This is a genomic window from Acidovorax sp. NN32, assembly GCF_057597245.1.
Genome location: NZ_CP199679.1, coordinates 573,951 through 598,606 on the forward strand (window position 1 = coordinate 573,951; position 24,656 = coordinate 598,606).

The following is a 24,656-nucleotide window of genomic DNA, read 5'->3' on the forward strand; positions in this document are numbered from 1 at the left end:
CTGGATACAGAACCCACCGCGGCCTCAAAGGCCGCCCTGCCCATGCCTCGGACTCAGCGGACCGGCGCTCTTCAGTTCCACCCCTCCAGCACCAGCTTGCCCCGCGCCTTGCCGCTCTCGATGAGTGCATGCGCGCGCTTCAAATTCTCGGCATTGATGGTGCCAAAGCGTTGGTCCAGCGTCGTGCGAATCAGCCCCGCATCCACCAGCTGCGCCACCTCGGTCAGCAGGCGGTGCTGGCCGATCATGTCGTCCGTGCCAAACAGCGCGCGCGTGAACATCAGCTCCCAGTGCAGCGACACCGACTTGCGCTTGAACTTCGTCACGTCGAGCGCCACCGGGTCGTCGATCAGCGCGAACTGGCCTTGGGGCGCGATGGCCTCGACGATCTGGTCGAAGTGCGCATCGGTCTGCGTGAGGCTCACGATGATGTCCACCGTAGGGTGGCCGATGCGTGCCAGCTCTTGCGTGAGCGGCTGGCTGTGGTCGATGACGTGGTGGGCGCCCAGGTCGCGCACCCACTGCTGGGTTTCGGGGCGTGATGCGGTGCCGATCACCGTGAGGCTGGTGAGCCGAGCCGCCAGCTGCGTGAGGATGGAGCCCACGCCGCCGCTCGCGCCGATGATGAGCACGGTCTTGTTGGTGGGCTGCTTGCCGGGCGCCACGCGCAGGCGGTCAAACAGCAGCTCCCACGCGGTGATGGTGGTCAGCGGCAGTGCGGCGGCTTCGGCAAAGTCCAGCGACTTCGGCGCGTGGCTCACGATGCGCTCGTCCACCAGGTGCAGTTCGCTGTTGGTGCCGGGGCGGGCAATGGAGCCTGCGTACCAGACGCGGTCGCCGGGCTGGAACAGCGTCACATCCGGGCCCACGGCGCGCACGATGCCGCTGGCGTCCCAGCCCAGCACCTTGTAGTCGGGGCCGTCACCGCTGCGCGAGCTGCTTTTGCGCACCTTGGTGTCCACGGGGTTCACCGAAACGGCATGCACCTCCACCAGCAGATCGTGGCCGGTGGCCACGGGGTCGGGCAGGGTGATGTCGAGCAGCGACTCGGGGTGGTCTATGGGGTAGGCGGTTTGGTAGCCGATGGCTTTCATGGTGCAGGTCCTGGTGTGTGGAGTGGGAGTGATGGGGACAGGGTTGCGTGTGGTCAGCTCAAGCCAGGGCCTCAGCGGCGGGCTGTTGTGCTGCAGTCGTGCGGGCGGCGCTGTAGTCGCTGTAGCCATGCTCGGTGCCGCCGAACAAAGTCGCGGGGTCAAATGCGGCCAGCGGCAGCCCGGCGGCGTAGCGCGCCGGCAGGTCGGGGTTGGCAATGAAGGGGCGGCCAAAGGCCACAAGGTCTGCCATGCCGGATGACAGGATCTGCTGCGCGCGCTCGGGCGTGTATTTGCCCGCCACGATCACGCGGCCGCTGTAGGCATTGCGCAAGGCCTGGCGGAAGTCATCGGGGATGCTGGGGGCGTCGTCCCAGTCAGCTTCAGCCAGGTGGATGTAGGCCAGGCCCAACGTGTCCAGTTGGCGCGCAAGGTGCAGCATGGTCGGAATGATCTCGGGGCAGTTCATGTTGCGCTGGGTGATGAACGGGGCCAGGCGCATGCCGGTGCGCTCGGCGCCCGCCTCGCTGGCCACGGCGGCGGCCACTTCGCGGGCGAAGCGGGTGCGGTTGTCCATGGTGCCGCCGTAGGCATCTGTGCGGTGGTTGGACGTGGTGCGCAGGAACTGGTCGATGAGGTAACCGTTGGCCCCGTGGATTTCCACCCCGTCGAAGCCTGCCCGCATGGCGTTCGCAGCGGCGCGCCGAAAGTCGTCGATCACACCCGCGATCTCCGCGGTGCCCAATGCCCTCGGCACCGGGCTATCGACCATGCGGCCCACACCGTCGTCGCCCACCACCCAGACTTTGGCCTCGGGCGACAAGGCGGACGGCGCCACGGGCAGGCCATCGGCGTGAAAGCTGGGGTGCGACATGCGGCCCACGTGCCACAACTGCAGCACCATGCGGCCGCCAGCGGTGTGCACGGCATCCGTCACCCGGCGCCAGCCTTGCACCTGGGCTTCGGTATAGATGCCTGGCGTAAAGCTGTAGCCCTGTCCCTGGCGCGAAATCTGGGTGGCCTCGCTCACGATGAGCCCGGCGCTGGCCCGCTGGGCATAGTAGGCGGCCATCATCGCGTTGGGCACGTCACCGGGCTGGGTGCTGCGAGCGCGGGTCATGGGGGCCATCACTATGCGGTTGGGCAAGGTGAGGGGGCCAAGCGTCAAAGGGGCAAAAAGAGCAGATGTGGCAGTGCGGGTCATGGTCGAAGCGTGTGGAGTGGGCTGGACATGCTTGTATGGTCGCTTTGTTTAATTTGTTTTTAAATAGGCTGCCTATTGAATGAATATTCAAAGAAATTTTGAAAATAGCCAGCTCAACGCCACGACCAAGACATGAAAAGCCTGCAAGACCTGGACATCTTTGTGCGCACTGTGGACAGCGGCAGCCTCTCGGCCACGGCCCGGGCGCTGGACCTGACACCGGCTGCAGCCAGCGCGGCGCTCAAGCGGCTGGAGGCCGAGCTGGGCGTGCTGCTGTTCGTGCGCTCCACGCGCAGCCTGCGGCTCACGCCCGAGGGCACGTTGTTTCTGGAGCACTGCCGCCCCGCGCTGGCCGCGCTGCAGCAGGTGCAGGGGCAGCTGGCCAACGGCCGGGCGGGTGCGCTGAGCGGCACGCTGCAGCTGGCGGCGCCGTCGGATCTGGGGCGCAATGTGTTGTTGCCCTGGCTCGACGAGTTCCAAGTCGAGCACCCGGGCATCGCCGTCCGATTGCAGCTGTCAGATCGCATGGCGAATGTGTACAGCGAGCCGGTGGACGCCGCCTTTCGCTATGGCAAGCCCCAGGATTCGGGCCTGGTGGCGCTGCCGCTGGCGGCCGAGCACCGGCGCGTGCTGTGTGCGGCCCCGGCCTACCTGGCGGCCCACGGCGCGCCCCCCACCCCGCATGCGCTGGTGGACCATGACTGCCTGTGCTTCATGCTGGGCGAGGACGTGCACGACCGCTGGCGGTTCTGGGATGCGGCGGGCCAGGAGGCGCAGGTTCGTGTGCGCAGCCACAACGTGGCCAATGACGGCGATGCCGTGCGCCGCTGGGCCGTGCTGGGGCGCGGCATTGCCTACAAGTCGTACTTTGACGTGGCGCACGATCTGGCTGCCGGTCGTCTGGTGCCACTGTGCACCGACTGGACCACGGAGGCGGTCCCGCTGTTTCTGGTGGCCCCCAGCCGCAGGCAGCTCACGCCGCTGGTGCGTGCGCTGCGTGACTTCATGGCCACGCGGCTGCAGGCGCTGCAGTAGCAAGAGGTCGCCTCCTGATCTTTGCGTGTCGCGGGCGAGGGTGGAGAGGGGGGGGCGCCGGCCGCCAATCGGTGGTCCGGATTCAGCGAGTGCCTGGGGCGGAGCGGTTTTACGCTCCGGTCGGAGTGGGGCGCCAAGCCATCGCTCGCCCGGCTGGCGGCGCAACTGGCGCCCGGCATTTCTCCCCAAGACCCAAAGGCATCTTCATGAATATCGTTCTTTTGCACGGCAGCTGGCACGGCGCCTGGTGCTGGCACAAAGTGGTCCCGCTGCTGCAGGCCCGGGGGCACCAGGTGCATGTGCCTGACCTGCCCGCTCACGGTCGCCATTGGCGGGTGGCGCGGGGGCGCACCACGCTCTCGGCCATGGCGGCGCATGTGTGCCGGGTGCTCGATGCGCTGGACGGCCCGGCGCTCATCGTGGCGCACAGCCGGGGCGGCATTGTGGCGTCCACAGTGGCCGAGCAGCGGCACCACAAGCTGGTGGGTGTGACCTACCTGGCCGCCTACATGCTGCGCCATGGCGAGCGGGTGACCGACTTCTTCCGCCAGGACAAGGCCTCGCTGGTGGCACGCCACATCCATGTCAGCCGCAGCACCTTGACCGACCACCTGGCGCCCGAGGCCTACCGCCCCGCGCTGTACGCCGATTGCTCGGACGCCGACGTGGCGCTGGCCCAGGCGCTGCTCACGCCCGAGCCCTCGTTGCCCGCACTCACCCGGCTTGCGCTGACGGCGCCGCGCTACGGCAGCGTGCCCCGGCACTACATCGAGCTGACGCAGGACCGGGCTGTGACCATCGGGCTACAGCGCAAGATGATCGCGGCCTCGCCCTGCGCCACGGTATCGTCCATCGAGGCGAGCCACTCTGCGTATTTCTCGCAGCCCCAGCGGCTGGCGGACACCGTGCACCAGATTGCCGGTTTTCGCTGACGGGCCCGGGATGAGCGCGGCGGCCGCAGGGCTATCGCCCACGCGACGCCGCCGGGGCGCGGGTGCGCCGCACAATGCGACCCCCAACGGCGCATGCGCCTGCCTCGCCCAGAAAGTCCCCCATGCTGAATTTCGACTTCCACAACCCCACCCACATCGCCTTCGGCCAGGGCCGCATTGCCGACCTGGCCAAGCTCGTGCCCGCTGCCGCCAAGGTGCTGATCCTCGTGGGTGGCGCCAGCGCCGAAAAGACCGGTACGCTGGCCGAGGTGCGCGCCGCGCTGGGCGAGCGCCAGCACGCCACCTTCAGCGGTATCGAGCCCAACCCCAGCTTTGAGACCTCCATGAAGGCCGTTGCGCAGATCCGCGAAGGCGGGTTTGACTTTCTGCTCGCCGTGGGTGGCGGTTCGGTGATCGACGCCACCAAGTTCATCGCGGCCGCTGTCCGCTTTGAAGGCGATGACCCCTGGGCCATCCTCGAAAAGCACGGCCGCAACGTCAAGGGCGCCATGCCGTTTGGTTCCGTGCTCACGCTGCCCGCCACGGGTTCTGAAATGAACAACGGCGGCGTCATCACCCACCGCGCCAAGGGCGCCAAGCTGTCGTTTGGTAGCGTGCACACCTACCCCGTGTTCTCGGTGCTCGACCCCACCAAGACCTACACCCTGCCGCCGCAGCAGCTGGCCAACGGTGTGGTCGATGCGTTTGTGCATACGGTGGAGCAGTACCTGACCTACCCGGTCAACGCGCCCGTGCAGGACCGTTTTGCCGAAGGCATCCTGCAGACGCTGATCGAGATCGGCCCGCGCCTGCTGACTGCCCCCGAGCCTGTGTACGACGACCGTGCCAACCTCATGTGGGCCGCCACCATGGCGCTCAACGGCCTGATCGGCGCGGGCGTGCCGCAGGACTGGGCCACGCACATGATCGGCCACGAGCTGACGGCGCTGCACGGCATCGACCACGCGCGCACCCTGGCCATCGTGCTGCCCGCGCTGCTGCACGAGCGACGTGGCGCCAAACGCGCCAAGCTGCTGCAGTACGGCGAGCGCGTGTGGGGCATCACCACGGGCACCGACGACGAACGCATCACCACCGCCATCGAGCGCACGCGCGATTTCTTTGAAAGCATGGGCATCGCCACGCGCCTGTCGGGCTACGGCCTGGGCGCAGACACCGTGAACGCCGCTGTGGCGCAGCTGGAAGCGCACGGCATGGTGCAGCTGGGCGAGCAGCGCGAGATCACGCCGGCCGTGAGCCGCCGGATTCTGGAGGCGGCGCTGTAAGCGCATTCGCTCAAGATTTAAGTAAAAATAGCTGCTAGCGCTTGATACGCAAGCGCTAGCAGCTATTGTTTTGGTAGTTGATTCGTTGGCGTGAAATGCTCGCAGAAAGACCACGCTGTGATGGGCTTTGAGGCGCATTTCACGACGTTCGATAATTCAGCACGGCACGAGGAAGCGCCGGGGTGTCTGAGATAACTCTTCGCACTCAAGGCCCGGTATGAGTTCCCTTCAATGCAGCCCTGTGACGACCGTTCCCAGTCATTGGTTGTCAACCTGAGATTTTGATGATGGCGAAGCAAGTCACCAACTCCAACCAGCTCTCTCGGCTGGTATTGAAAGGCTACAAGTCGATCGCCGAGTGCGATCTGCCCTTGGGGTCTATCAATGTGCTAATCGGGGCCAATGGCGCGGGTAAATCCAACTTCATCGGATTCTTCAAGCTCATCAAGCGGTTGCTTGATCGCCAACTGCAAGTAGCTGTGGGGCTGGCTGGAGGCCCAGATGCGCTGCTTCATTTCGGTCGTAAGAAGACTGCCTCGCTTTGGGCGGAGGTTCATTTTGGCGGCGCTTCTTACAGCTTTGAGCTCACGCCAACCAGCGATAACCGAATGATGTTCACCCATGAAAAAGTATTCAGCCAGTCGGGCATGCAGGTGGGCAGCTCTGGTTACTTCGAGTCCCAAGCCCATCTCTTCACCAGTTGGGGTGAGGGCAATGATCAGGATGGCGTCATGCAAGGCATGCGCAGTTGGCGGGTTTACCACCTGCACGACACCAGCGACAGTGCGTTGGTAAAGCAGGTGCATGGCATTGCCGACAACGAGTACCTGCGTGAAGATGCTCGCAACTTGGCGGCCTTTCTTTTCCGGCTCAAAAACCACTACGTGGCTCACTACCAGCGCATCGTCAAAAGCATAAAGATGGTGGCACCGTTCTTTGGCGACTTTCATTTGCGGCCGAGCGTCGATAACCCCGAAAAAATCCAGCTCGAATGGACCGAAGCCGGGCAGGACGTGCCCTTTACCGCCAGCGCTTTGTCCGACGGCACGCTGCGCTTTATTTGCCTGGCCACCGTTCTGCTACAGCCCGAAGCGTTCATGCCTGCCACCATCCTGATTGACGAGCCGGAGTTGGGCCTGCACCCCTTTGCCATCACCATGCTCGGGGCGATGATGAAATCCACCGCGCAGCAGCATCAGATCATTGTCTCCACCCAGTCGGTGGAGCTGGTCAACGAGTTCGATGCCGAAGACCTGATCGTGGTGGACAAGAAAGGTGGCGCGTCCACCTTCTCCCGGCCCAGTGCTGAATCGCTGGGCGAATGGCTGCAGGACTACACCCTGGGCGAGCTGTGGAAGAAGAACATCCTGGGCGGAAGGCCGCAGCGATGAGTCGCAAGATGAGTCGCTTATATGTGGTTGTGGAAGGCCAGACCGAAGAGGCCTTCGTGCGTGAATTGCTGGTGCCGCATTACGCCCGCCTGGGCCGGTATCTCACCCCCATCATCGTCAGTACCAGCCCCGGCTACAAAGGCGGTGTGGTGAGTTACGCCAAGGTCAAGCCGCAAATCGTGCGGCTGTGCAGGCAAGACGCAGAAGCCTGGGTTACGACCCTGTTCGACCTGTATGCGCTGCCGACCGACTTTCCGGGCAAGGCGGCACCCGCATACCCCGCCCAGGCCAGCGGCAGCACCAAGGCGCAATACCTGGAGGCGCAGCTTCTGCAAGACATCGCCGAGCCCAACTTTCTGCCCAACCTGCTGGTGCACGAGTACGAGGCGCTGCTATTGACCCAGCCTGCACAATTTGAGCAATGGACGAGCAATGCCAAAGTGCCCGCCACCCTGGCCCAGGCCGTGGCACAAGCAGGCTCGCCCGAAGATGTGAACGACAGCCCGCATACCGCCCCTTCCAAACGCATCCTGGCGGTGATGCCCGAATACCAGAAAACCTTTCACGGCCCGCTGATCGCCTGCGACATTGGGCTGGACGCCCTGCGCCAGGCCTGCCCGCATTTCCATGCCTGGCTGCTGGCCGTGGAAGCCCTTCCCTGACACCCCCTTTATGGCACACCAAAAACCAGAAGTCACCTGGATCGGCAAAGACCAACGCCCCCGGCTGGAGCCGCGCATTTTGCTGGAGGACCCGGTCCGCAGCCACCCGCAGCTTCTGGCAAAACAACACGCGATGCGTGTTGTTTTGGATGCGCAGCAGATTCAACACGCAGTGCGTGGCGAATCTCCTCTGGGCCATGATGGCCGTGATGTGCAGCCGGGCGTGCTCAACCCCAGCTTGTCATGGACGCATTGCCGCACTCTGTTGAAAGAGGCGAGCCAAGCCCTGGAAGTACCTGCTGGTGGCCCATGAGCAGGTCACAGAAGACAATACACTGAACGATTTTTTGCGTTTTGAGGGGGTGTGCGGCTGAGCCCGTCGGGATGGTGGACGGCGTGGTTCTGAGGAAAATGGCTGCTATCGCTTGTGGGTAAAGCGCAGGTAGCTACTATTTTGGTAGCGGTATCTGCCGGTTTAACGGTGATGGATATCAGGTTGTGACTTCTGCAGCCGCAGCCTCAGGTGTGTTGCACGCCGCCACCTCCACCAAACAGTCATAAAACGTCGGGGCCCGCCCCAGGTCGGTCAGCGCCTGGCTGGTCACTTCATTCACGTTGGTGCCGTTCAGCCCCAACTTGCGCCACCAGATGCCCAGGCCATTCACAACCCCGGGCCGTGCGCGGCGCGACACGGTGGCGTGGCACAGGTAGCTGCCCCGGTCGTTGAACACGCGCACCACGGCGTCGTTGGCAATGCCGCGTGCTTCGGCATCGTCGGGGTGGATCTCCAGCACGGGGCGGCCCTCGATGTTGCGCAGGCTCTGCACGTTCACGAAGGTGGAGTTCAAGAAGTTGCGCGCGGGCGGCGAGATCATGGCCAGCGGGTAGCGGGCGTCCGTGCCCTGCAGTTCGTAGTTGGGCAGGTGGTCGGGCAGGCCGTCCAGGCCCTGGGCGGCCAGGCGGGCGCTGTAGAACTCGCACTTTCCAGAGGGTGATGGGAAGTTGCCTTCGGCGAACGGCGCATCGGGCAGCGCCAGCGTGGCAAAGCCTTGGCTTTCGAGCAGTGCGTAGTCCACTGCGTCGCCAAACGCCTGGCGGCACAGGGCCTCGTCGCTCTCGGCAAAACAGGGCTCGGCAAAGCCCATGCGCGCTGCCAGGTCGCGGAAGATCTGTGCGTTGCTGCGCGCCTGGCCCTGCGGCGCGATGGCGGGGCGGTTGAGCAGCACGTCGGTGTGGCCGTAGCTCAGGTGCACGTCCCAATGCTCCAGCTGCGTGGTCGCGGGCAGGATGTAGTCGGCGTAGTCGGCCGTGTCGGTCTGGAAGTGCTCCAGCACCACCGTGAACAGGTCTTCGCGTGCAAAGCCTTGCACCACCTTGCCCGAGTCGGGGGCCACGGCCACGGGATTGCTGTTGTAGACCACGACAGCCTCCACCTTCGGGCCGAACGCGGGCGAGGCCTCGCGCAGCAGGTCGTCGCCAATGGTGGACATGTTGATGGTGCGCGGTATCTGGGCCGACATCAGGTCGGGTCGCTGCAGCACGGCGCGCTGCGCGGGGAACTGGCCCGAGCTGGACAGCAGCACGCCGCCCGCGCGGTGGCGCCAGGCGCCCGTGAGCGCAGGCAGGCAGGCAACGGCGCGCACCGCATTGCCGCCGCCACGCACGCGCTGCATGCCGTAGTTCAGGCGGATGGCAGCGGGCTTTGTCGTGCCGTAGTCTTTGGCCAGCTGGCGGATCTGCTCCACCGGAATACCGCACACCTCGGCCGCGCGCTCGGGCGGCCATTGCAGGGCGCGCTCGCGCAATGGCTCCCAGCCCAGCGTGTGGCGCTCGATGTAGTCGTGGTCCAGCCAGTCGTTCGCGATCAGCTCGTGCATTAGCGCCAGGGCCAGCGCGGCGTCGGTGCCGGGGCGCAGGGCAATGTGCTCGTGGCATTTGTCGGCCGTCTCGCTCTTGCGGGGGTCAATGCACACCAGCTTGGCGCCATTGCGCTTGGCCTGCTGGGCGTAGCGCCAGAAGTGCAGGTTGCTGCCGATGGAGTTGCTGCCCCAGATCAGGATGAGCTGCGATTCGGCAAAGAACTCCACCTTCATGCCCACCTTGCCGCCCAGGGTCTGCACCAAGGCCTCGGCGCCGGCCGATGCGCAGATGGTGCGGTCCAGCTGCGAGGCACCCAGCTTGTGGAAGAAGCGGCGGTCCATGCTCTCGCCCTGCACCATGCCCATGGTGCCCGCGTAGCTGTAGGGCAGGATGGCTTCGGGCGCGCGCGCGGCGATGGCCTGCAGGCGCTGGGCGATGTCGCTCAGCGCCTCGTCCCAGGTCACGGGCACGAACTGGCCGGCCCCCTTGGCGCCCGTGCGTTTGAGCGGCGTGAGCACGCGCTCGGGGTGGTAGCTGCGCTCGGTGTACTTGCTCACCTTGGCGCACAGCACGCCGTCGGTGTGTGGGTGAGCGGGGTTGCCCTGTACGCGGGTGGCCACGCCGTTCTCTACATTCGTCAACAGGGCGCAGGTGTCCGGGCAGTCGTGGGGGCAGGCGCCGCGCACCGGAGTCGGTACAGATAGAGGGGGATTTGCAGCAGAAGACGTGGGCATTTGGTAGGTTGATCGTTAAACTGGCAATCAGGGTTGGAACGGTTGTGCATATCTAGCCACCCTTCCAAGGAGGCTGCCTACCGGCAGCGCAGAGGGATCGCCCTCGATTCACAAGAGCAGAGATTTCACCATGAACCAACCGGTATTGGGTCGTAGACAGTTTTCCGTGGGCCTGGGCGCTGCAGCGCTGGGGGGCTTCCAGCTGGCACACGCGCAAGGTGAAGGCCGGATTGTGCTGGGCCAGTCTGCTGCCTTCACGGGCCCCGCCGCGCAACTGGGCGTGCAGTTCAACCTGGGTGCCAAGCTCTTTTTCGACCAGCTCAATGCGCAGGGTGGCGTGGGCAAGCGCACGGTGGAAATCCGCACGATGGACGATGGCTACGAGCCCGACCGCTGCGCCGAGAACACCCGCAAGCTCATTGCCGAAGACGTGTTCGCCCTGTTTGGTTACATCGGCACGCCCACCAGCCTGGCGGCGATGCCCATCTTCACCAAGGAAAAAGTGCCATTCTTTGGCCCCTTCACGGGGGCCGAGGCGCTGCGCCAGCCGTTCAACCGGCTGATCTTCCATGTCCGCGCCTCGTACTACGACGAAACCGCACTCATCGTGCGCCAGCTCACCAACCTGGGCCTCAAGAAGATTGCGGTGTTCTACCAGAACGACGCCTACGGCAAGGCCGGGCTCGATGGCGTGACGAAGGCGCTGACCGAACTCAAGCTCGCGCCCGTGGCCACTGCCACGGTGGAGCGCAATTCGACCGACGTGAAAGCGGCCGTGGACAAGCTGGTACCGGCCAAGCCGGATGCCGTGGTGCAGATCACTGCCTATGCCTCAGCCGCGGCGTTTGTGCGCGCAGCGCGCAAGGCGGGCTTTGGCGGCACGTTCTACAACGTATCTTTCGTGGGCACGCAGGCGCTGGCCGACGAGCTGGGCAAGGATGGCGCCGGTGTGGTGGTGTCGCAGGTCGTACCTTCGCCCTATCAGCCGTCGCGCCAGATTACCCGCGAGTTTCTGGAAGCCATCAAGAAGGGCGGCGACAAGGTGCAGGCCAACTACTCCAGCATGGAGGGTTTTCTGGCCGCCCGCATCTTCACTGAAGGTCTGCGCCAGGCCCAGGGCAGCGGAAGGCCCACCCGCGAGAGCCTGATCACCGGCATTGAGTCGCTGGGCAGCCAGGTGATTTCGGGCTTTCCGGTCACCTACAGCGCTACGAGCCATGCGGCATCGAAGTTTGTCGAGATGTCCATGCTGACGGGCGACGGCCGCGTGAGGACCTGACTGCAGCGCCGCAGGCCCCGGCGGAGGGCTCTGCGGCATCTATCTGCAAGGCGATCAGCCCAGTGTGCGTGTGCGCACCAGTCCTTGCATGAAGGCCTCGCAGCGCGCCAGCTGCTCCAGGCTCACGTATTCGTCGGGCTGGTGGGCCTGCTGGATGCTGCCGGGGCCACACACCACGGTGGAGATACCCGCGTTTTTGAACAGGCCCGCCTCGGTGCCAAAGGCCACCAGCGTGGTGTTCTTTTCGCCGCTCAGCTCCTGCGCCAGGCGTGTCACCGGGTCATCCTTGCTGCCCAGAAAACTCGGAATCTCGCAGATGGTCTCGAATTCAAAGCCTGCTGCGGGCGCCACCTTCTTCATCGCAGGCTCCAGCGACTTGGCATAGGCCACCACCTCGGACTGCATCTGCGCCGCATTGGCCGTGGGCAGGTCGCGGAACTCGTAGCGGAACTCGGCGTCGCGCGGCACCACGTTGTCGGCAATGCCGCCGTGGAACTGGCCCACGCTGGTGGTCGAAAACGGCACGTCGAAGCCCTCAAAGCGGGGCTCGTTCTTTTCAAAGTCTTCCGCCATGTCGCGCACCCGGCCCACCACGCGGGCGGCCATCTCGATGGCGTTGACCGAATGCGGCGTGAGGGACGAATGCGCCTCCTTGCCGCGCACGCAGCACTTGTAGCGGTACACGCCCTTGTGCGCGATGGCGGGGACCATGCTGGTGGGCTCGCCCACGATGCAGGCCAGGGGCTTGATGTTGGCATCGCGCAGGTCGGCGATGAGCTCTTTTACGCCAAAGCAGCCGATCTCTTCCTCATAACTGAAGGCCAGGTGGATGGCGAAGGGCGCGTCGCTGTTCAGGAATTGCTCGGCGTGCGAGACCGCAATGCCAATGAAGGCCTTCATGTCGGCACTGCCGCGCCCGTACAGATTGCCGTCCTTGACCAGAGCGCTCAGTGGGTCCATGGTCCAGTCCTGCCCGTCCCACGGCACCGTGTCGGTGTGGCCCGAGAGGATCACGCCAGCGGGTTTGCCCTCGCCCAGCGTGGCGAACAGGTTGGCCTTGGTCTTGTCGTCGTTGAAGGTCAATCGGCTTTTCACGCCCAGCTTGGCCAGGTGGTCGCGGATGAAATGGATCAGCTCCAGGTTGGAGTGGTGGCTGACGGTGTTCATGCGCACCAGGGTTTGCGCAAGTTCGAGGGCGTGGGGGGAGAGTGTCATGTTGCAGTGCAAATAAACCCGGAGTGGCGCAAGGGACGGCCAGCGGGCTAGACTGTGAGATCGTAAGGACACATATCATGAACGTTATTGACTCCATCGTCACCCAGGCGGCCAGTATTGCAGCGGTGCGCCGGGACATTCACGCCCACCCCGAGCTGTGCTTTGAAGAGGTGCGCACCGCCGACGTGGTGGCCCAAAAGCTCACCGAATGGGGCATTCCCATCCACCGGGGGCTGGGCAAGACGGGCGTGGTGGGTATCGTCAAGGGGCGCGACGGTGGCGCCAGTGGCCGGGCGATTGGCCTGCGCGCTGACATGGACGCCCTGCCCATGCAGGAGTTCAACACCTTCGCCCACGCCAGCAAACACCAGGGCAAGATGCACGCCTGCGGCCACGACGGCCACGTGGCCATGCTGCTGGCGGCGGCCCAGCACTTTGCCAAGCACCGCAACTTTGACGGCACTGTGTACCTGATCTTCCAGCCCGCCGAAGAAGGCGGCGGCGGCGCCCGCGTGATGATCGAAGACGGCCTGTTCGAGCAGTTCCCCATGGAGGCCGTGTACGGCATGCACAACTGGCCCGGCATGCCGGTGGGCACTTTTGCCGTCAGCCCCGGCCCGGTCATGGCATCGACCAGCGAATTCAAGATCACCCTGCGCGGCAAAGGCGGCCATGCGGCCCTGCCGCACACAGGCATCGACCCGGTGCCGATCGCCTGCGGCATGGTGCAGACTTTCCAGACCATCATCAGCCGCAACAAGAAGCCGGTGGACGCGGGCGTGATCTCGGTCACCATGATCCATGCGGGCGAGGCCACCAATGTGGTGCCCGACAGCGTCGAACTGCAGGGCACGGTGCGCACCTTCACCGTGGAAGTGCTGGACCTGATCGAAAAGCGCATGCGCCAGATTGCCGAGCACACCTGCGCCGCACACGACGCCACCTGCGAGTTCGAGTTTGTGCGCAACTACCCGCCCACCATCAACTCGCCCGCCGAGGCCGAATTTGCCCGCAAGGTGATGGCGGGCATCGTGGGGGAGGAGCGTGTGCTGCCCCAGGAGCCCACCATGGGCGCCGAAGACTTCGCCTACATGCTGCAGGCCAAGCCCGGTGCGTACTGCTTCATCGCCAACGGCGACGGCGCGCACCGCGAGATGGGCCACGGCGGCGGGCCTTGCATGCTGCACAACCCGAGCTATGACTTCAACGACGACCTGATCCCGCTGGGCGCCACCTACTGGGTCAAGCTGGCCGAGGAGTGGCTGGCCCAGCCCGCTGACGCCGCCTGACGCGCAGATCCGAGCCATATACCCGCCCTGGGCGCCCATCGCGCGCGCCGGGGTGTTTTGTTTCCACCCCCGTCTGAAAGTCCCTGTCCATGATCGGTCTCGTTGACGCGTTTTCGCCCAGTTACGCAAAGGCGCGCACAAAGTTTCTGGAGGCGGCCGCCACCGCAGGCCTGCCCATCGAGTCACATGCCCACCCCCTGAAGGGCCGCGATGGTGAAGACCTGGCCATGGACGTGGTGCGCGACGGCCCGGCCGATGCCAAGAAGCTGCTCATCGTGAGCAGTGCCTGCCATGGCGTCGAAGGCTATTGCGGCAGCGGCGTGCAGGTGTTTGCACTGCACGACGCCGAGTGGCGTGCGAAGGCGCGCGACGCCGGTGTGGCCACGCTCTATATCCATGCGCTCAACCCATATGGCTTCTCGCATGTGCGCCGCTTCACGCACGAGAACGTGGACCTGAACCGCAACTTCCAGAACTTTACAAAGCCCCTGCCCGTGAACACTGCCTACCGCGAGGTGCAGCCCCTGCTGCTGCCCGAGCAGTGGCCACCCGGCCCCGACAACGTGGCCGCCGTGGAGCAGTACATCGCCACCAAGGGCGAGGCGGCATGGCAGGCCGCCATCTCGCAAGGCCAGCATGAGTTTCCGCAAGGGGTCTTCTTTGGCGGCACCGAGCCCACCTGGAGCAACCGCACGCTGCGCCAGGTGCTGCGCCAGCACGGTGCAGGTGCGTCGCACATTGCCTGGATCGACCTGCACACCGGCCTGGGCCCCAGCGGCCATGGCGAACGCATCTATGCGGGCAATGACGACGACGTGGCCGTGGCCCGCGCGCGGGCCTGGTGGGACGGCGGCGGCGCCACGCCAGTCACGTCCATTTATGACGGCTCGTCCACCTCGGCCTTCCTCACCGGCCTGATGTGGACCTCGATCTACGACGAATGCCCGCATGCCGAGTACACCGGCATCGCCATGGAGTACGGCACGGTGCCCGTGCTCGACGTGATGAACGCCATCCGTGCCGAGCAGTGGCTCAACCTGCACCCCGACACGCCCGCCGACAAGGCCGCCCAGATCAAGGCGCAAATGCTGGCTGCCTTCTACACCGACACCGATGCCTGGAAGGGGCAGATCATCAGCCAGGCGCGGCAGTCGATGTTCCAGGCGGTGGAGGGGCTGGTTTCTTGAATACTTGGTAAAAAATGCACCTGGCGCTTATCCAGCAAGCGCAAGTAGCTATAAAAAATATAGTATTTCAGGTCCATGGGCCTGGTTTTTACGAGGGAGCCGCTGGCGCATGGCGGCTACCATCGTTCCCAAAAACCAGGAGACCCTATGGCGCCACGTCCCCGCACACTCCCCATCCCGCACGCAGCAGAACACGCTGGCCCATGAGGCCGCCCAGCGTGGCACACGTGGCAGCGCAAGCGCAGCAAGCCGATCCACTGCGCGCGCTCAGCCGCAGCCTGCTCAAGCTGGCTGAACAGGTCCAGCACGCGCCGCCGCAGGACCTGCTGCACCAGGCGCTGCAGACGCTGCGCGGGCTGGTGCCTTTTGATTCGGCGTGGTGGGGCGAGGTGTCTGCGGGCGAGTCTTGCGCAGGGGGCAGTGCGCTGGAGGTGCAGGCCGCACCACGCAACTGGCTGCACGGCAGCATCGGCCTGGCCCGGGGCTTTGCCGACGAATGGAATGCCCTGGCGGCCGTGGACGACTTTGCGCTGCAGTCCATGCGCCGACTGGGCCAGGTGATCCGTGAGCGCGACGTGGTGGGCGTGCTGCCCGAGGACCCGCAGGTGATGGCCTTCTCCGAGCGGCATGGCCTTTACCACTGCATGGCCCTCACGGCCGAGCTGCCGCACAGCGGGCTGCTGTTTTTTGTCTCGGTCTATCGGACGCCCACACACAGCGAATTCACCGATGCCGAAACCGTGCTGTTCGGCGAGTTTGTGCTGCACCTTCTGCAGCACTGGCACCACCGGCTGCAGCGGTTGCAAAGCGATTCGCCCCGCCGGCCCTGGGACAGCTTTGCGCTGGCACAGCCCACGGGCGAGCTGCTGTTTGCAGGTCTGCGCATCAGCCAGGCCCTGCGTGCGGCCCACCCGGAATGGGCGGGCACCCACCTGCCCCCGGCCGTGGTGCAGGCGCTGCCCGGCGCTCCTTGCAACCTGGCGCTGGGCAAGGCCTGCCGCCTGCGGCTGGAGCGGTGCGGCCCGCTGGTGGCGCTCAGCATCGCATCGCGCCAGCACAAGCAGGCGCTGGCCCCGCGCGAGCTGAGCGTGGCCATGCTGTACGCCCAGGGGCAGTCGCACAAGGACATTGCCGCCACGCTGGGCCTCACGCCCGCCACGGTGCGCACCTACCTGCGCACCGCTTACGCAGCGCTGGGTGTGCGCAACAAGCTGGAGCTGGTGTCGGCGCTGCGCAACGCGTAGGGCGTGACGCGCAGAGCGCCTTCCGGCCCACCAGCGTTGGGGTTGCCTGTTGTCGTGCGGGCTCGGTAGTTTCCCGCTCCCTCTGCATTTGCAGAGGCCGCAGCGGCAGCTTCTCTTTCTATCGTCCGCACCGGAGTCCCAGAGACTGCGGTGGCGCTGCCGCCACAAGCTGGGCTCCTGAGAAAAACACACCACAGGAGACTTTCCGCATGTTCCCGAACCCCACCCGCGCCGCCGTGGCGCAACCCCGTCGCACCGCACTCGCGGCACCCTTGGGCCGATGGCCCGCGCGTGCGCTGAGCGGCCTGGGCGCCGCAGCCACCCTGGCGCTGACGGCCTGCGGCGGTGGCAGCGATGCCCCTGCGCCCCTGGCAGAAGCTTGCGCTGCCTACACGTCAACCACCTTGCCCCATGGCGCCAAGCTCACGCGCACCGAGCTGCGCAAGGCCGAGGGCACGTTGCCCGACGTGTGCATCGTGCGCGGGCAGATCGTGTCCTCGCCCGACTCCACCATCAACTGGGCGGTGGAACTGCCCACGCTGGCGCAATGGAACAGCAAGACGCTGACCATCGGCGGTGGCGGCTTCGACGGATTCATCCCCACCGACGATCCGTGGTACCAGCAGCTGGTGGGCCCATCGGCCAATCCGTATGTGAAGATCAGCTCCGACTCCGGCCACCAGATCCAGGGTTTTGCCTGGGGCAAGAGCGATGTGGCGCTGCGCAACCATGCGTTCGACGCCAACCATTTTGTGCTGGAGGTGGGCACCGCCATCGCCACCGAGTTCTACGGCAAGCGTCCCGTGCGGCGCTACCACATGGGCCATTCCAACGGCGGGCGCTCAGGTCTGATCTCCACGCAGAAGTACCCCAAGGACTACGACGGCGTGGTGGCCATGGAGCCCGCCATCGCCCAGCAGGCGCACCAGGTCAACCTCGGCCCCACGGTGCTGCGCCACATCTTCAAGAGCCGCGAGAACTGGATGAGCCCCGCCAAGATCGCGCTCTACGCCAAGGCCGAGACGGCCGCGTGCGACGGGCTGGACGGTCTGAAGGACGGCATCATCGGCAACGTCGAGGCCTGCAACTACGTGCCCACCGAGCTGCTGTGCCAGGGCGCGGACAGCGATAGCTGCCTCACGGCCGGTCAGATCGAATCCATCCGCCTCATCTACAGCGACCACAAGACGCCCGTGACCCTGTCGCGCGGCGCGGTGGGCTATCCGCGCTTTGGCCGGGGCGGCGCGTCCACGTCCGATTGGCAGTCGTACATGTTCGGCACCAGTTTCGATGCCCCCGATTCGTTCAACCACATGGCCGTGACGGCGGCTGCGCGCCTGGTGGAGGGCAACCCCAACGCCAACATCCTGAGCCACGACCCCACGCAGTACCAGGCGCAGTACAGCCGCCTGGCCGAGATGATCGACGGCACCGACCCGGACATTGCTGCCTTTGCCGACAACGGCGGCAAGCTGCTGATCTGGTACGGCGCGGGCGACACCTGCGTGTCGATGTACCGCACGGTGGAGTACCTCGACACGGTGAAGCAGCGCCTCGGCGCCAGCAAGGTGCAGAGCTTTGCGCGCATGGTCACCTCGCCCTCCAATGGGCATGACCTGGACGGCGCGGGCACCGAGCCCCGCTCCATCGACCTGCTGGCCGCCATGGACGCCTGGGTGGAAAAAGGCACGGCGCCCGACAAGCTGGTGGCCACCAAGTTCGCACCCGGCACCACCACGCCAGTGGCCCAGCGCCCGGTGTGCGAGTACCCCAAGTTCCCGCGCTACAACGGCACGGGTGACGTCAGCAAGGCGGAGAGCTTTACCTGCTCGGTGACCTGATAGTGCAGGGGGTGGATGGCGGGCTGCGCTGCGGGTGTCCTGCGCGCAGCCCACGGTCTGGGGCTCACAGTCCCAGATCGCTCAGCCCCGCATGGTCGTCCGGCCGACGCCCGAGCGGCCAGAAGAACAGCCGGTCTGCGGCCTGGATGGGCCGGTCGTTGATGCTCGCGTGGCGCACAGCCATCAGGCCCGCATCGTTGAACTCCCAGTTCTCGTTGCCATAGCTGCGGTACCACTGGCCCGCGTCGTCATGCCATTCGTAGGCGAAGCGCACGGCGATGCGGTGGCCGCTGAACGCCCAGAGCTCTTTGATGAGGCGGTAGTCCAGCTCGCGCGCCCACTTGCGCTCCAGCAGCTGCCGGGCGGCCTCGCGGCCCACGGGAAACTCAGCCCGGTTGCGCCAGCGGGTGTCCTCGGTGTAAGCCAGGGCCACACGCGCCGGGTCGCGCGAGTTCCAGCCGTCTTCGGCCAGGCGCACTTTCTGGATGGCGGTTTGCAGGGAGAAGGGGGGGAAAGGCGGACGGGTTTCCATGGGCAGCACCTTGGGGTTGTGGTTCAAGAGGAATTGGTAGACAAGTCTGTCTACATCGCATCATAGCGAAATGTAGACAGACTTGTCTACAATGCCCACATGTTTCCCCTGCCGCCTTCTGACTGGAAAGACCTGCCTGCCCGCGACCGCCTGCTGCAGACTGCGCACGCGCTGTTTTACCGCGACGGTATCCGTGCCACGGGCATCGACCGAGTGATCGCCGAGTCGGGCGTCACCAAGGTCACGTTCTACCGGCATTTCCCCAGCAAAAACGATCTCATCTGCGCCTACCTTGACTACCGCCATGCAGGCTGGATCGCATGGTTTGCTGCGGCCCTGGAGCGCCATGGAGGTGCAAAGCGTGGTGGTGCGTCCGGCCTGAATGCGCTGGTGGCCACGCTGGCCGAATGGTTTGGCCGCGATGACTTCCGGGGCTGCGCCTTCATCAACAGCGTGGGCGAGCTGGGCAGCACGGTGCCGGAGGTGATGGAGATTGCACAGCGCCACAAGCATGAGATGACGGACCTTTTGGCCACCCTGCTGCCGCCTGGCGCACAGCGGGCGCGCGACGCGCAGGCCGTGACGCTGGTGGTGGAGGGCGCCATCGTGCGTGTGCAAATGGGCGAGCCAGTCAAGGCGGTGCTGGGCAGCGTGGAGCGCCTGCTGGCGGGCCTGGCCGCATAGCCTGCCTGCCCGGAGCTGCGCATCACCTCATGCGTACTGCGCCAGGCCGTGGCCGAAGGACCAGTTCTCCTTGTCCACCTCGACGATGTTGATGAACACGTCCTCGGGCCGGAGGCCCGGGCTCTCGCCCAGCAGCTGCGCGATGCGCGCAAACAGCGCCTTCTTCTGCTCCAGGCCGCGCGTGTTGTTGGCGGTGATCTGGATGAACACCACGTCGTCGCTGCGGGCCACGCCCAGGTACGTGGGGCTGTAGCGGAAGTTGGCGGCGTCGTGCTCGGTGATGGTCATGAACTGGTCGTCCTCGGGCACGTTGAAGGTCTCGCGCAAGGCGCGGTACAGCGTGTCAAAGATCGCCTGCCGGTAGGCCGCAGGCTTGCCGCCGCGCATGGCAATGTGGATGAGGGGCATCGCAAGATCCTTTCTGAACAAGATGCTGGCGAAATCCTATCCATATGAATATGCTATGGATATCTATTTCAGAAATATCAAATTCAAATGGTTGAGCGATCCCTGGATCTGGATGCCGTCGAAGCCTTTGTGCGCATTGCCGAGCTGGGCAGCTTCACGCGCGCAGCTGAGGCCATGGGCACGGCGCAGGCCGCGATGAGCCTGAAGCTCAAGCGGCTGGAGGACCGGCTGGGCTGCCGCCTCATCGAGCGCACGCCGCGCCACGTGCAGTTGTCGGCCCGGGGCGCGGCCTTTCTAGAGCATGCGCGTGAACTGCTGGTCGCGCACGACCGGGCGCTGGCCACGTTCGCTCAGGCCCGCCAGCGCCTGACCATCGGCATCAGCGACCATGTGGCCGGGCCGGAGCTGCCCGCGCTGATCGCCCGCATGAACCAGCAAGACCCACAGCTGCTCATCGAGATCCGCATCGGCTCGTCGGGCGACCTGCTGCAAAGCTACGACCGGCGTGAGCTGGATGCCGTGCTGGCCCGCATGCACGTGGGCCGCAGCGATGGCGAGCTGCTGGCCGAGGAGCCCTTCGGGTGGTTCGCCGCCCCCGGCTGGCAGCACCGTGCGGGCGAGCCCTTGCCCCTGGCCACGCTGGCCGAGCCCTGCGGTGTGCGGGCGATGGCGGGGCAGGCGCTGGACACTGCGGGCATCGCCTGGGCCGAGGTGTTTGTGGGTGGAGGCGTTGCGGCCGTGGCGGCGGCCGTGATGGCCGGGCTGGGCGTGGCGGCACTGGCGCCGCGCATGCTGCCGCTGGGGGCGGTGGATGTGGGTGCCCGCCTGGGGCTGCCTGAGCTGCCGCGTCTGCCGGTGTTGCTGCACACACGCAACCAGGAAGGTCGCCCGCGCGATGCGCTGGCAGCGTTGTCGGCGGCCTTTCGCAGCGCGGTGCGGGGATAGCGCACACGCCTGTACGCTTGTTGATGGACCCGGCCTTTCACTCCAGCCTGGCGCCTTGCGATGCGCCGTGCCGCGTGCCGCGGTCGTACTGTTTTTCGCGCTCCGCGTGTTCGCGCAGCAGGCGGTGGCCCAGCGTGTTGGCCCGGCGCTCCAGCGCCGCGCAGTCGGGGGCAGCAGGCAGTGCGGCAATGCCCTCGTCAATGGCCTGCGCCGCATCGCGCCCGAACTGGACATGGCCCTGTTCGTGGCGGGACAAGGCGCTCAGGTACCGGTCGAAAACCGCCTGCTGGGCGGGCGTGCCACTGCGCAATTCGGGCAATTGCACCTGAGTGCGCAGTCGGGTGGTGACCTCGGTGATGGTGCAGCGGCCCGATGCCTCGCGCCACCAGCGAAAGGTCCAGCGCACGTTCCAGCGGGTGTAGCCGTGAAAGCGCTGGCCATCGACGGTGATGGGAGTGGCAGCGTTCAGCGCTTTCCGCAGGGTCTCGCCGGGCTGGGCGCGCACGGGGTAGGGCTGCTGGATATGTTCTTCCGTGACGGCGGCATGGGCGGCGCCCGCGCAGACCAGGGCCACCAGCACCCCGGCAAGGTCCACCAAGCGCGCCCTCAGCACCACCGAGGCTCCCCGGTTCACTCGCCCCAGGGCAGCATCAGCGTGAGCAGCGACAGCTGGTCAAACTCGGGCGCAAACGCGTCGATGATCTGCTGTGGCTCGGGGCAGAGCGTGGTGTCGGTGATCACGCCAAACTGCACACCGCCACCGTAGCTCAGGATGGAGACACCGAGGCCGATGTCGCCCGACTGCGGCACCCAGAACATGCACTGGGTGACGCGTGAGCCGCACAGTGTCAGCTGCTCCTTGGGCCCGGGCACGTTGGTCATCACCGCCGTGGTCTTGCGGCCGAACAGATTGAGCAGCGCGTCCTGCGCGGGCTTGATCATCAGTCCCGCCACGGCCAGCATCGCAAAGGCCAGGATGGGCTGGGTGCTGCCCTTGAGCGCGTTCATGCGCTTGCGCACCTCGTACACGCGCTCGACGGGGTTGGCCACGCCAATCGGCAGCACCAGCGGCACCAGCCCAAAGCGGTTGCCCAGCTTCCACGCCTCTTCCATGGGGCGCAGGTTGACCGGGATCATGGCGCGGATCTCCTGCCCCGTGGGGTCGTCGCCCTGGCTGCGCAGGTAGCCGCCGATGGCGCCCGCCACGCACGACAGCAGCACGTCGTTGATGGAGCAGTTGAGCGCCTTGCCGATGGCCTTGACTTCTTCCAGCGGGATGGGCGGGCACCAAGCCACACGTTTGGCGCTGCCAGGCTGGCCCTTCAGGCGCGTGGGGGAGTCGTCGGGCATCAGCGCCAGGGCAGCGGCATCGCTCACCAGCTGGTAGGCCACGCGTGCCATGTCCATGGTGCCAGCCAGCCCATGGTGCATGGTCTTCTCGGGGTCGCTCAGCATCTTGAACGACTTGGCTGCGCCGTCACCGGCCAGATCCAGCGCCTTCACCGTCATGTCGGTAAAGGGCTTGATGAGCGCGTCCGCAATCCAGTCCTCGGCCGTGGCAGCCTGCTCGCGCTCTTTGCGGGTGCGCTTGGGCGGTTCGGCGCCGCCGTCCACGATGGACATGGTCACCGAGATCAGCGCAATGCCGTCCGCAATGCAGTGGTGAATGCGCACGATGAGCGCGCTGCCGGGCTGGCCGTCGTCACCTACAAAATCTTCGATCAGGTGCATTTGCCACAGCGGCCGCCGGGTATCGAGCGGCTGCATGGCGAGTTCACCCACGCGATCTTGCAGGGCGCGCTGCATGCTGTGGCCTTGTCGGTGGGGCAGCTTCTCGCGCAGCACATGCGCGGCGATGTCGAAGTTGCGGTCCTCCACCCAGGTGGCGCCCGCCGCGTCTTCCACCACGCGCTGGCGAAAGCGCGGGTACTGCAGCAGGCGCTGCTGCACGCGGTCGCACAGGGCGTCCCAGGTGATGCCGGGCGACAAGGTCCACACGCCGTTGATCATCATCAGGTTGCTGTGCGAATCCATGCGCAGCCAGGCGGTGTCGACCTTGGTCATGCGTTCGCCCGACAGGCCCAGCATGCCGGTGGCAGCGCGGCGCACGTTCTTCTGCACCACGGTGGCGGCTTTGCGGGCGGCTGGGGGCAGGGCCTGAGCTGCCTTGCGCGCCACCTCGGGGGCCTGGTTGCGCATCGTGCGCAGGGGGCTGGAGCCTTTGCCCGGAGTGGCTTTGCTGGGGGCTGGAATGCGGGTCACCATCGGATGTACACCTGTTGTTTGATTTTTGGGGACTTGCCTCTATGGATTGAGCGGTCCCAGACTGTGCTCAGCCCGTAAGATACAACGCAGCAAACCCTTGCCGACACCGTTCTTTCCCTCCCCCCAAAGATCTCAAGGAGCACACCGACATGGCCGACCTCAACGCCACCTTCGAAGCCGCCGTGGCCAATTCCAAGAACCTGAGCGAGCGTCCCGACAACGCCACGCTGCTCAAGATCTACGCGCTGTACAAGCAAGCCACCGCCGGCGACAACACCGAGAAGAAGCCCAGCTTCTCCGATATGGTGGGCCGTGCCAAGTGGGACGCCTGGGAAAAGCTCAAGGGCACGGGTGCCGACGAGGCCAAGCAGCAGTATGTGGACCTGATCACCTCGCTGAGCTGATACGGCGGTACCCAAAGCAAAAGGCGACTTCGGTCGCCTTTTGCTTTGGGGGCAAAGGTGCCTAACGCCGGACCCACCCCTTGGGCAGTCCCGCTTCCGGCGTCATGCCGTAGACCGGCTCTCCTGGCAGCCCAGCCTGCAGCGGCGCGCGTGCGGCCATCAGGCGCTCCAGGTCTACCCCCGTGTCAATGCCCATGGCTTCGAACATGAACACCAGGTCTTCCGTCACCACGTTGCCCGACGCGCCCGGCGCATAGGGGCAGCCGCCCAGGCCGCCCAGCGACGCATCAAAGGTTCGCACCCCCACGTCGTAGGCCGCCAGGCAATTGGCCAGGCCCAGGCCGCGGGTGTTGTGCATGTGGGCCGCACCGGCCTTGGCGCCCAGCTCGGCGCGCAGGCGCGTGAAGAGGCGGCGCACCTGGGCCGGGTTGGCCATGCCGGTGGTGTCCGACAGGCCCACCTCGTCGGCCCCGGCCTCTGCGCACAGGCTCGCGAGCCAGATCACGTCGTCCTCGGGCACCTCGCCCTGCAGGGTGCAACCAAAGGCGGTGGACAACCCCACCTCCACCAGCATGCCGGGGGCCTGCGCGTCGCGCAGGTGGGCCACGGCGCGCACTTCCTCGACCATGGCCTCGCGCGTCTTGCGCACATTGGCCAGCGAATGGGCGGCGCTGGCCGACACCGGCAGCGTGACCTTGTGCACACCTGCCGCGAGGGCCGCCTCGGCGCCACGCAGGTTGGGGGCCAGCGCCATCACAGTGATGCCAGGGTGGGTCAGCGCGTGGCGCACCACCTCGGCCACATCGGCCATCTGGGGCAGCAGGCGGGCAGGCACGAACGAGCCCACTTCAATCTCGCGCAGCCCGGCGGCCACCAGGGCGTCGATCCAGCGCAGCTTGTCGGCCGTGGGCATGGTGGCTTTGACGGACTGCAGGCCATCGCGCGGGCCGACTTCGCTGATGAGGACTTGGGGTTGCGTCATGGTGCGGAATGTTGTCGGACGTGCGTGGAATGTGTCGGATGCGGGAGGATAGCGCCCCCATGCCCCCATGCCCCCATGGCGCGGGGCCGACGATTGTGCAAAGTGGCAATTTGTTCTGCCATACCGGCAAACCGCCCCGCAACATGCGGCAGTTTGGGCAATTCCCATTGCTGCGTTGCTCCGGGA

General features: G+C 65.9%; 23 protein-coding genes. 14 read left to right on the forward strand and 9 right to left on the reverse strand.

Features of this window, described 5'->3' with window-relative positions:
* Positions 1-71: 71 nt before the first annotated feature.
* A complete protein-coding gene (locus ACT89O_RS02705) occupies positions 72-1,094 on the reverse strand; it encodes a zinc-binding alcohol dehydrogenase family protein (protein WP_487261737.1) in 1,023 nt (340 codons plus the stop codon).
* Positions 1,095-1,152: 58 nt separating this feature from the next.
* Positions 1,153-2,295 carry an alkene reductase gene (locus tag ACT89O_RS02710; protein ID WP_487261738.1) on the reverse strand — a complete coding sequence of 381 codons (1,143 nt, stop codon included), beginning with the start codon at positions 2,293-2,295 and terminating at the stop codon, positions 1,153-1,155.
* 132 nt (positions 2,296-2,427) lie between these two features.
* Here ACT89O_RS02710 and ACT89O_RS02715 point away from each other — a divergent pair, with 132 nt between their 5' ends.
* The 6 genes from ACT89O_RS02715 to ACT89O_RS02740 all read left to right on the forward strand — a co-directional run bounded on the left by ACT89O_RS02715 (position 2,428) and on the right by ACT89O_RS02740 (position 7,914).
* Positions 2,428-3,330 (forward strand): LysR family transcriptional regulator, encoded by a 903-nt coding sequence (locus ACT89O_RS02715; RefSeq protein WP_487261739.1) that lies wholly within the window; start codon positions 2,428-2,430, stop codon positions 3,328-3,330.
* A 206-nt stretch (positions 3,331-3,536) separates the two neighbouring features.
* Positions 3,537-4,262: an alpha/beta fold hydrolase gene (locus ACT89O_RS02720; protein WP_487261740.1), complete on the forward strand. Its 726-nt coding sequence runs from the start codon at positions 3,537-3,539 to the stop codon at positions 4,260-4,262.
* Between the two features lie 122 nt (positions 4,263-4,384).
* Positions 4,385-5,548, forward strand: a complete 1,164-nt coding sequence (locus ACT89O_RS02725; protein ID WP_487261741.1) for an iron-containing alcohol dehydrogenase — start codon at positions 4,385-4,387, stop codon at positions 5,546-5,548.
* Between the two features lie 287 nt (positions 5,549-5,835).
* Positions 5,836-6,939 carry an AAA family ATPase gene (locus tag ACT89O_RS02730; protein WP_487261742.1) on the forward strand — a complete coding sequence of 368 codons (1,104 nt, stop codon included), beginning with the start codon at positions 5,836-5,838 and terminating at the stop codon, positions 6,937-6,939.
* An 8-nt stretch (positions 6,940-6,947) separates the two neighbouring features.
* On the forward strand, positions 6,948-7,601 hold the full coding sequence (locus ACT89O_RS02735; RefSeq protein WP_055396956.1) for a DUF4276 family protein: 654 nt from the start codon (positions 6,948-6,950) through the stop codon (positions 7,599-7,601).
* Between the two features lie 10 nt (positions 7,602-7,611).
* Complete coding sequence (locus ACT89O_RS02740; protein ID WP_487261743.1) at positions 7,612-7,914, forward strand: hypothetical protein; 303 nt, start codon at positions 7,612-7,614, stop codon at positions 7,912-7,914.
* A 178-nt stretch (positions 7,915-8,092) separates the two neighbouring features.
* On the opposite strand, the gene ACT89O_RS02745 is transcribed toward ACT89O_RS02740, so the two are convergent.
* Positions 8,093-10,195 carry a molybdopterin-containing oxidoreductase family protein gene (locus ACT89O_RS02745; RefSeq protein ID WP_487261744.1) on the reverse strand — a complete coding sequence of 701 codons (2,103 nt, stop codon included), beginning with the start codon at positions 10,193-10,195 and terminating at the stop codon, positions 8,093-8,095.
* Between the two features lie 130 nt (positions 10,196-10,325).
* Between ACT89O_RS02745 and ACT89O_RS02750 the strand changes: the two genes are divergently transcribed.
* Positions 10,326-11,474 carry an ABC transporter substrate-binding protein gene (locus ACT89O_RS02750; protein WP_487261745.1) on the forward strand — a complete coding sequence of 383 codons (1,149 nt, stop codon included), beginning with the start codon at positions 10,326-10,328 and terminating at the stop codon, positions 11,472-11,474.
* A gap of 54 nt (positions 11,475-11,528) precedes the next feature.
* Here ACT89O_RS02750 and argE read toward each other — a convergent pair whose 3' ends face one another.
* Complete coding sequence (gene argE / locus ACT89O_RS02755) at positions 11,529-12,689, reverse strand: acetylornithine deacetylase (protein ID WP_055396963.1); 1,161 nt, start codon at positions 12,687-12,689, stop codon at positions 11,529-11,531.
* Positions 12,690-12,766: 77 nt separating this feature from the next.
* Here argE and ACT89O_RS02760 point away from each other — a divergent pair, with 77 nt between their 5' ends.
* From ACT89O_RS02760 to ACT89O_RS02775, 4 genes are all read left to right on the forward strand, one after another.
* Complete coding sequence (locus ACT89O_RS02760; protein WP_218299013.1) at positions 12,767-13,978, forward strand: M20 aminoacylase family protein; 1,212 nt, start codon at positions 12,767-12,769, stop codon at positions 13,976-13,978.
* 89 nt (positions 13,979-14,067) lie between these two features.
* Positions 14,068-15,165, forward strand: a complete 1,098-nt coding sequence (locus tag ACT89O_RS02765) for a M14 family metallopeptidase (protein ID WP_487261746.1) — start codon at positions 14,068-14,070, stop codon at positions 15,163-15,165.
* A gap of 203 nt (positions 15,166-15,368) precedes the next feature.
* Positions 15,369-16,409 carry a helix-turn-helix transcriptional regulator gene (locus ACT89O_RS02770; RefSeq protein WP_487261747.1) on the forward strand — a complete coding sequence of 347 codons (1,041 nt, stop codon included), beginning with the start codon at positions 15,369-15,371 and terminating at the stop codon, positions 16,407-16,409.
* A gap of 209 nt (positions 16,410-16,618) precedes the next feature.
* Entirely contained in the window at positions 16,619-18,250 is a 1,632-nt protein-coding gene (locus ACT89O_RS02775; protein ID WP_487261748.1) for a tannase/feruloyl esterase family alpha/beta hydrolase, read from the forward strand.
* A 64-nt stretch (positions 18,251-18,314) separates the two neighbouring features.
* Here ACT89O_RS02775 and ACT89O_RS02780 read toward each other — a convergent pair whose 3' ends face one another.
* On the reverse strand, positions 18,315-18,782 hold the full coding sequence (locus tag ACT89O_RS02780) for a nuclear transport factor 2 family protein (protein WP_487262811.1): 468 nt from the start codon (positions 18,780-18,782) through the stop codon (positions 18,315-18,317).
* Positions 18,783-18,881: 99 nt separating this feature from the next.
* Between ACT89O_RS02780 and ACT89O_RS02785 the strand changes: the two genes are divergently transcribed.
* Entirely contained in the window at positions 18,882-19,466 is a 585-nt protein-coding gene (locus ACT89O_RS02785) for a TetR/AcrR family transcriptional regulator (protein WP_436130409.1), read from the forward strand.
* 27 nt (positions 19,467-19,493) lie between these two features.
* Here the strand turns inward: ACT89O_RS02785 and ACT89O_RS02790 are convergent, their stop codons facing one another.
* Entirely contained in the window at positions 19,494-19,874 is a 381-nt protein-coding gene (locus tag ACT89O_RS02790; RefSeq protein ID WP_436130408.1) for a tautomerase family protein, read from the reverse strand.
* A gap of 87 nt (positions 19,875-19,961) precedes the next feature.
* Here ACT89O_RS02790 and ACT89O_RS02795 point away from each other — a divergent pair, with 87 nt between their 5' ends.
* Positions 19,962-20,819 carry a LysR family transcriptional regulator gene (locus ACT89O_RS02795; protein ID WP_436130407.1) on the forward strand — a complete coding sequence of 286 codons (858 nt, stop codon included), beginning with the start codon at positions 19,962-19,964 and terminating at the stop codon, positions 20,817-20,819.
* Positions 20,820-20,856: 37 nt separating this feature from the next.
* On the opposite strand, the gene ACT89O_RS02800 is transcribed toward ACT89O_RS02795, so the two are convergent.
* Entirely contained in the window at positions 20,857-21,414 is a 558-nt protein-coding gene (locus ACT89O_RS02800; protein WP_487262812.1) for a DUF922 domain-containing Zn-dependent protease, read from the reverse strand.
* Between the two features lie 35 nt (positions 21,415-21,449).
* Positions 21,450-23,084: a wax ester/triacylglycerol synthase family O-acyltransferase gene (locus ACT89O_RS02805; RefSeq protein WP_487256784.1), complete on the reverse strand. Its 1,635-nt coding sequence runs from the start codon at positions 23,082-23,084 to the stop codon at positions 21,450-21,452.
* Positions 23,085-23,233: 149 nt separating this feature from the next.
* On the opposite strand from ACT89O_RS02805, the gene ACT89O_RS02810 reads away from it, so the two are divergent.
* Positions 23,234-23,488 carry an acyl-CoA-binding protein gene (locus ACT89O_RS02810; RefSeq protein WP_055397012.1) on the forward strand — a complete coding sequence of 85 codons (255 nt, stop codon included), beginning with the start codon at positions 23,234-23,236 and terminating at the stop codon, positions 23,486-23,488.
* Between the two features lie 61 nt (positions 23,489-23,549).
* Here the strand turns inward: ACT89O_RS02810 and ACT89O_RS02815 are convergent, their stop codons facing one another.
* Positions 23,550-24,470, reverse strand: a complete 921-nt coding sequence (locus ACT89O_RS02815; RefSeq protein ID WP_487261749.1) for a hydroxymethylglutaryl-CoA lyase — start codon at positions 24,468-24,470, stop codon at positions 23,550-23,552.
* Positions 24,471-24,656: the final 186 nt, after the last annotated feature.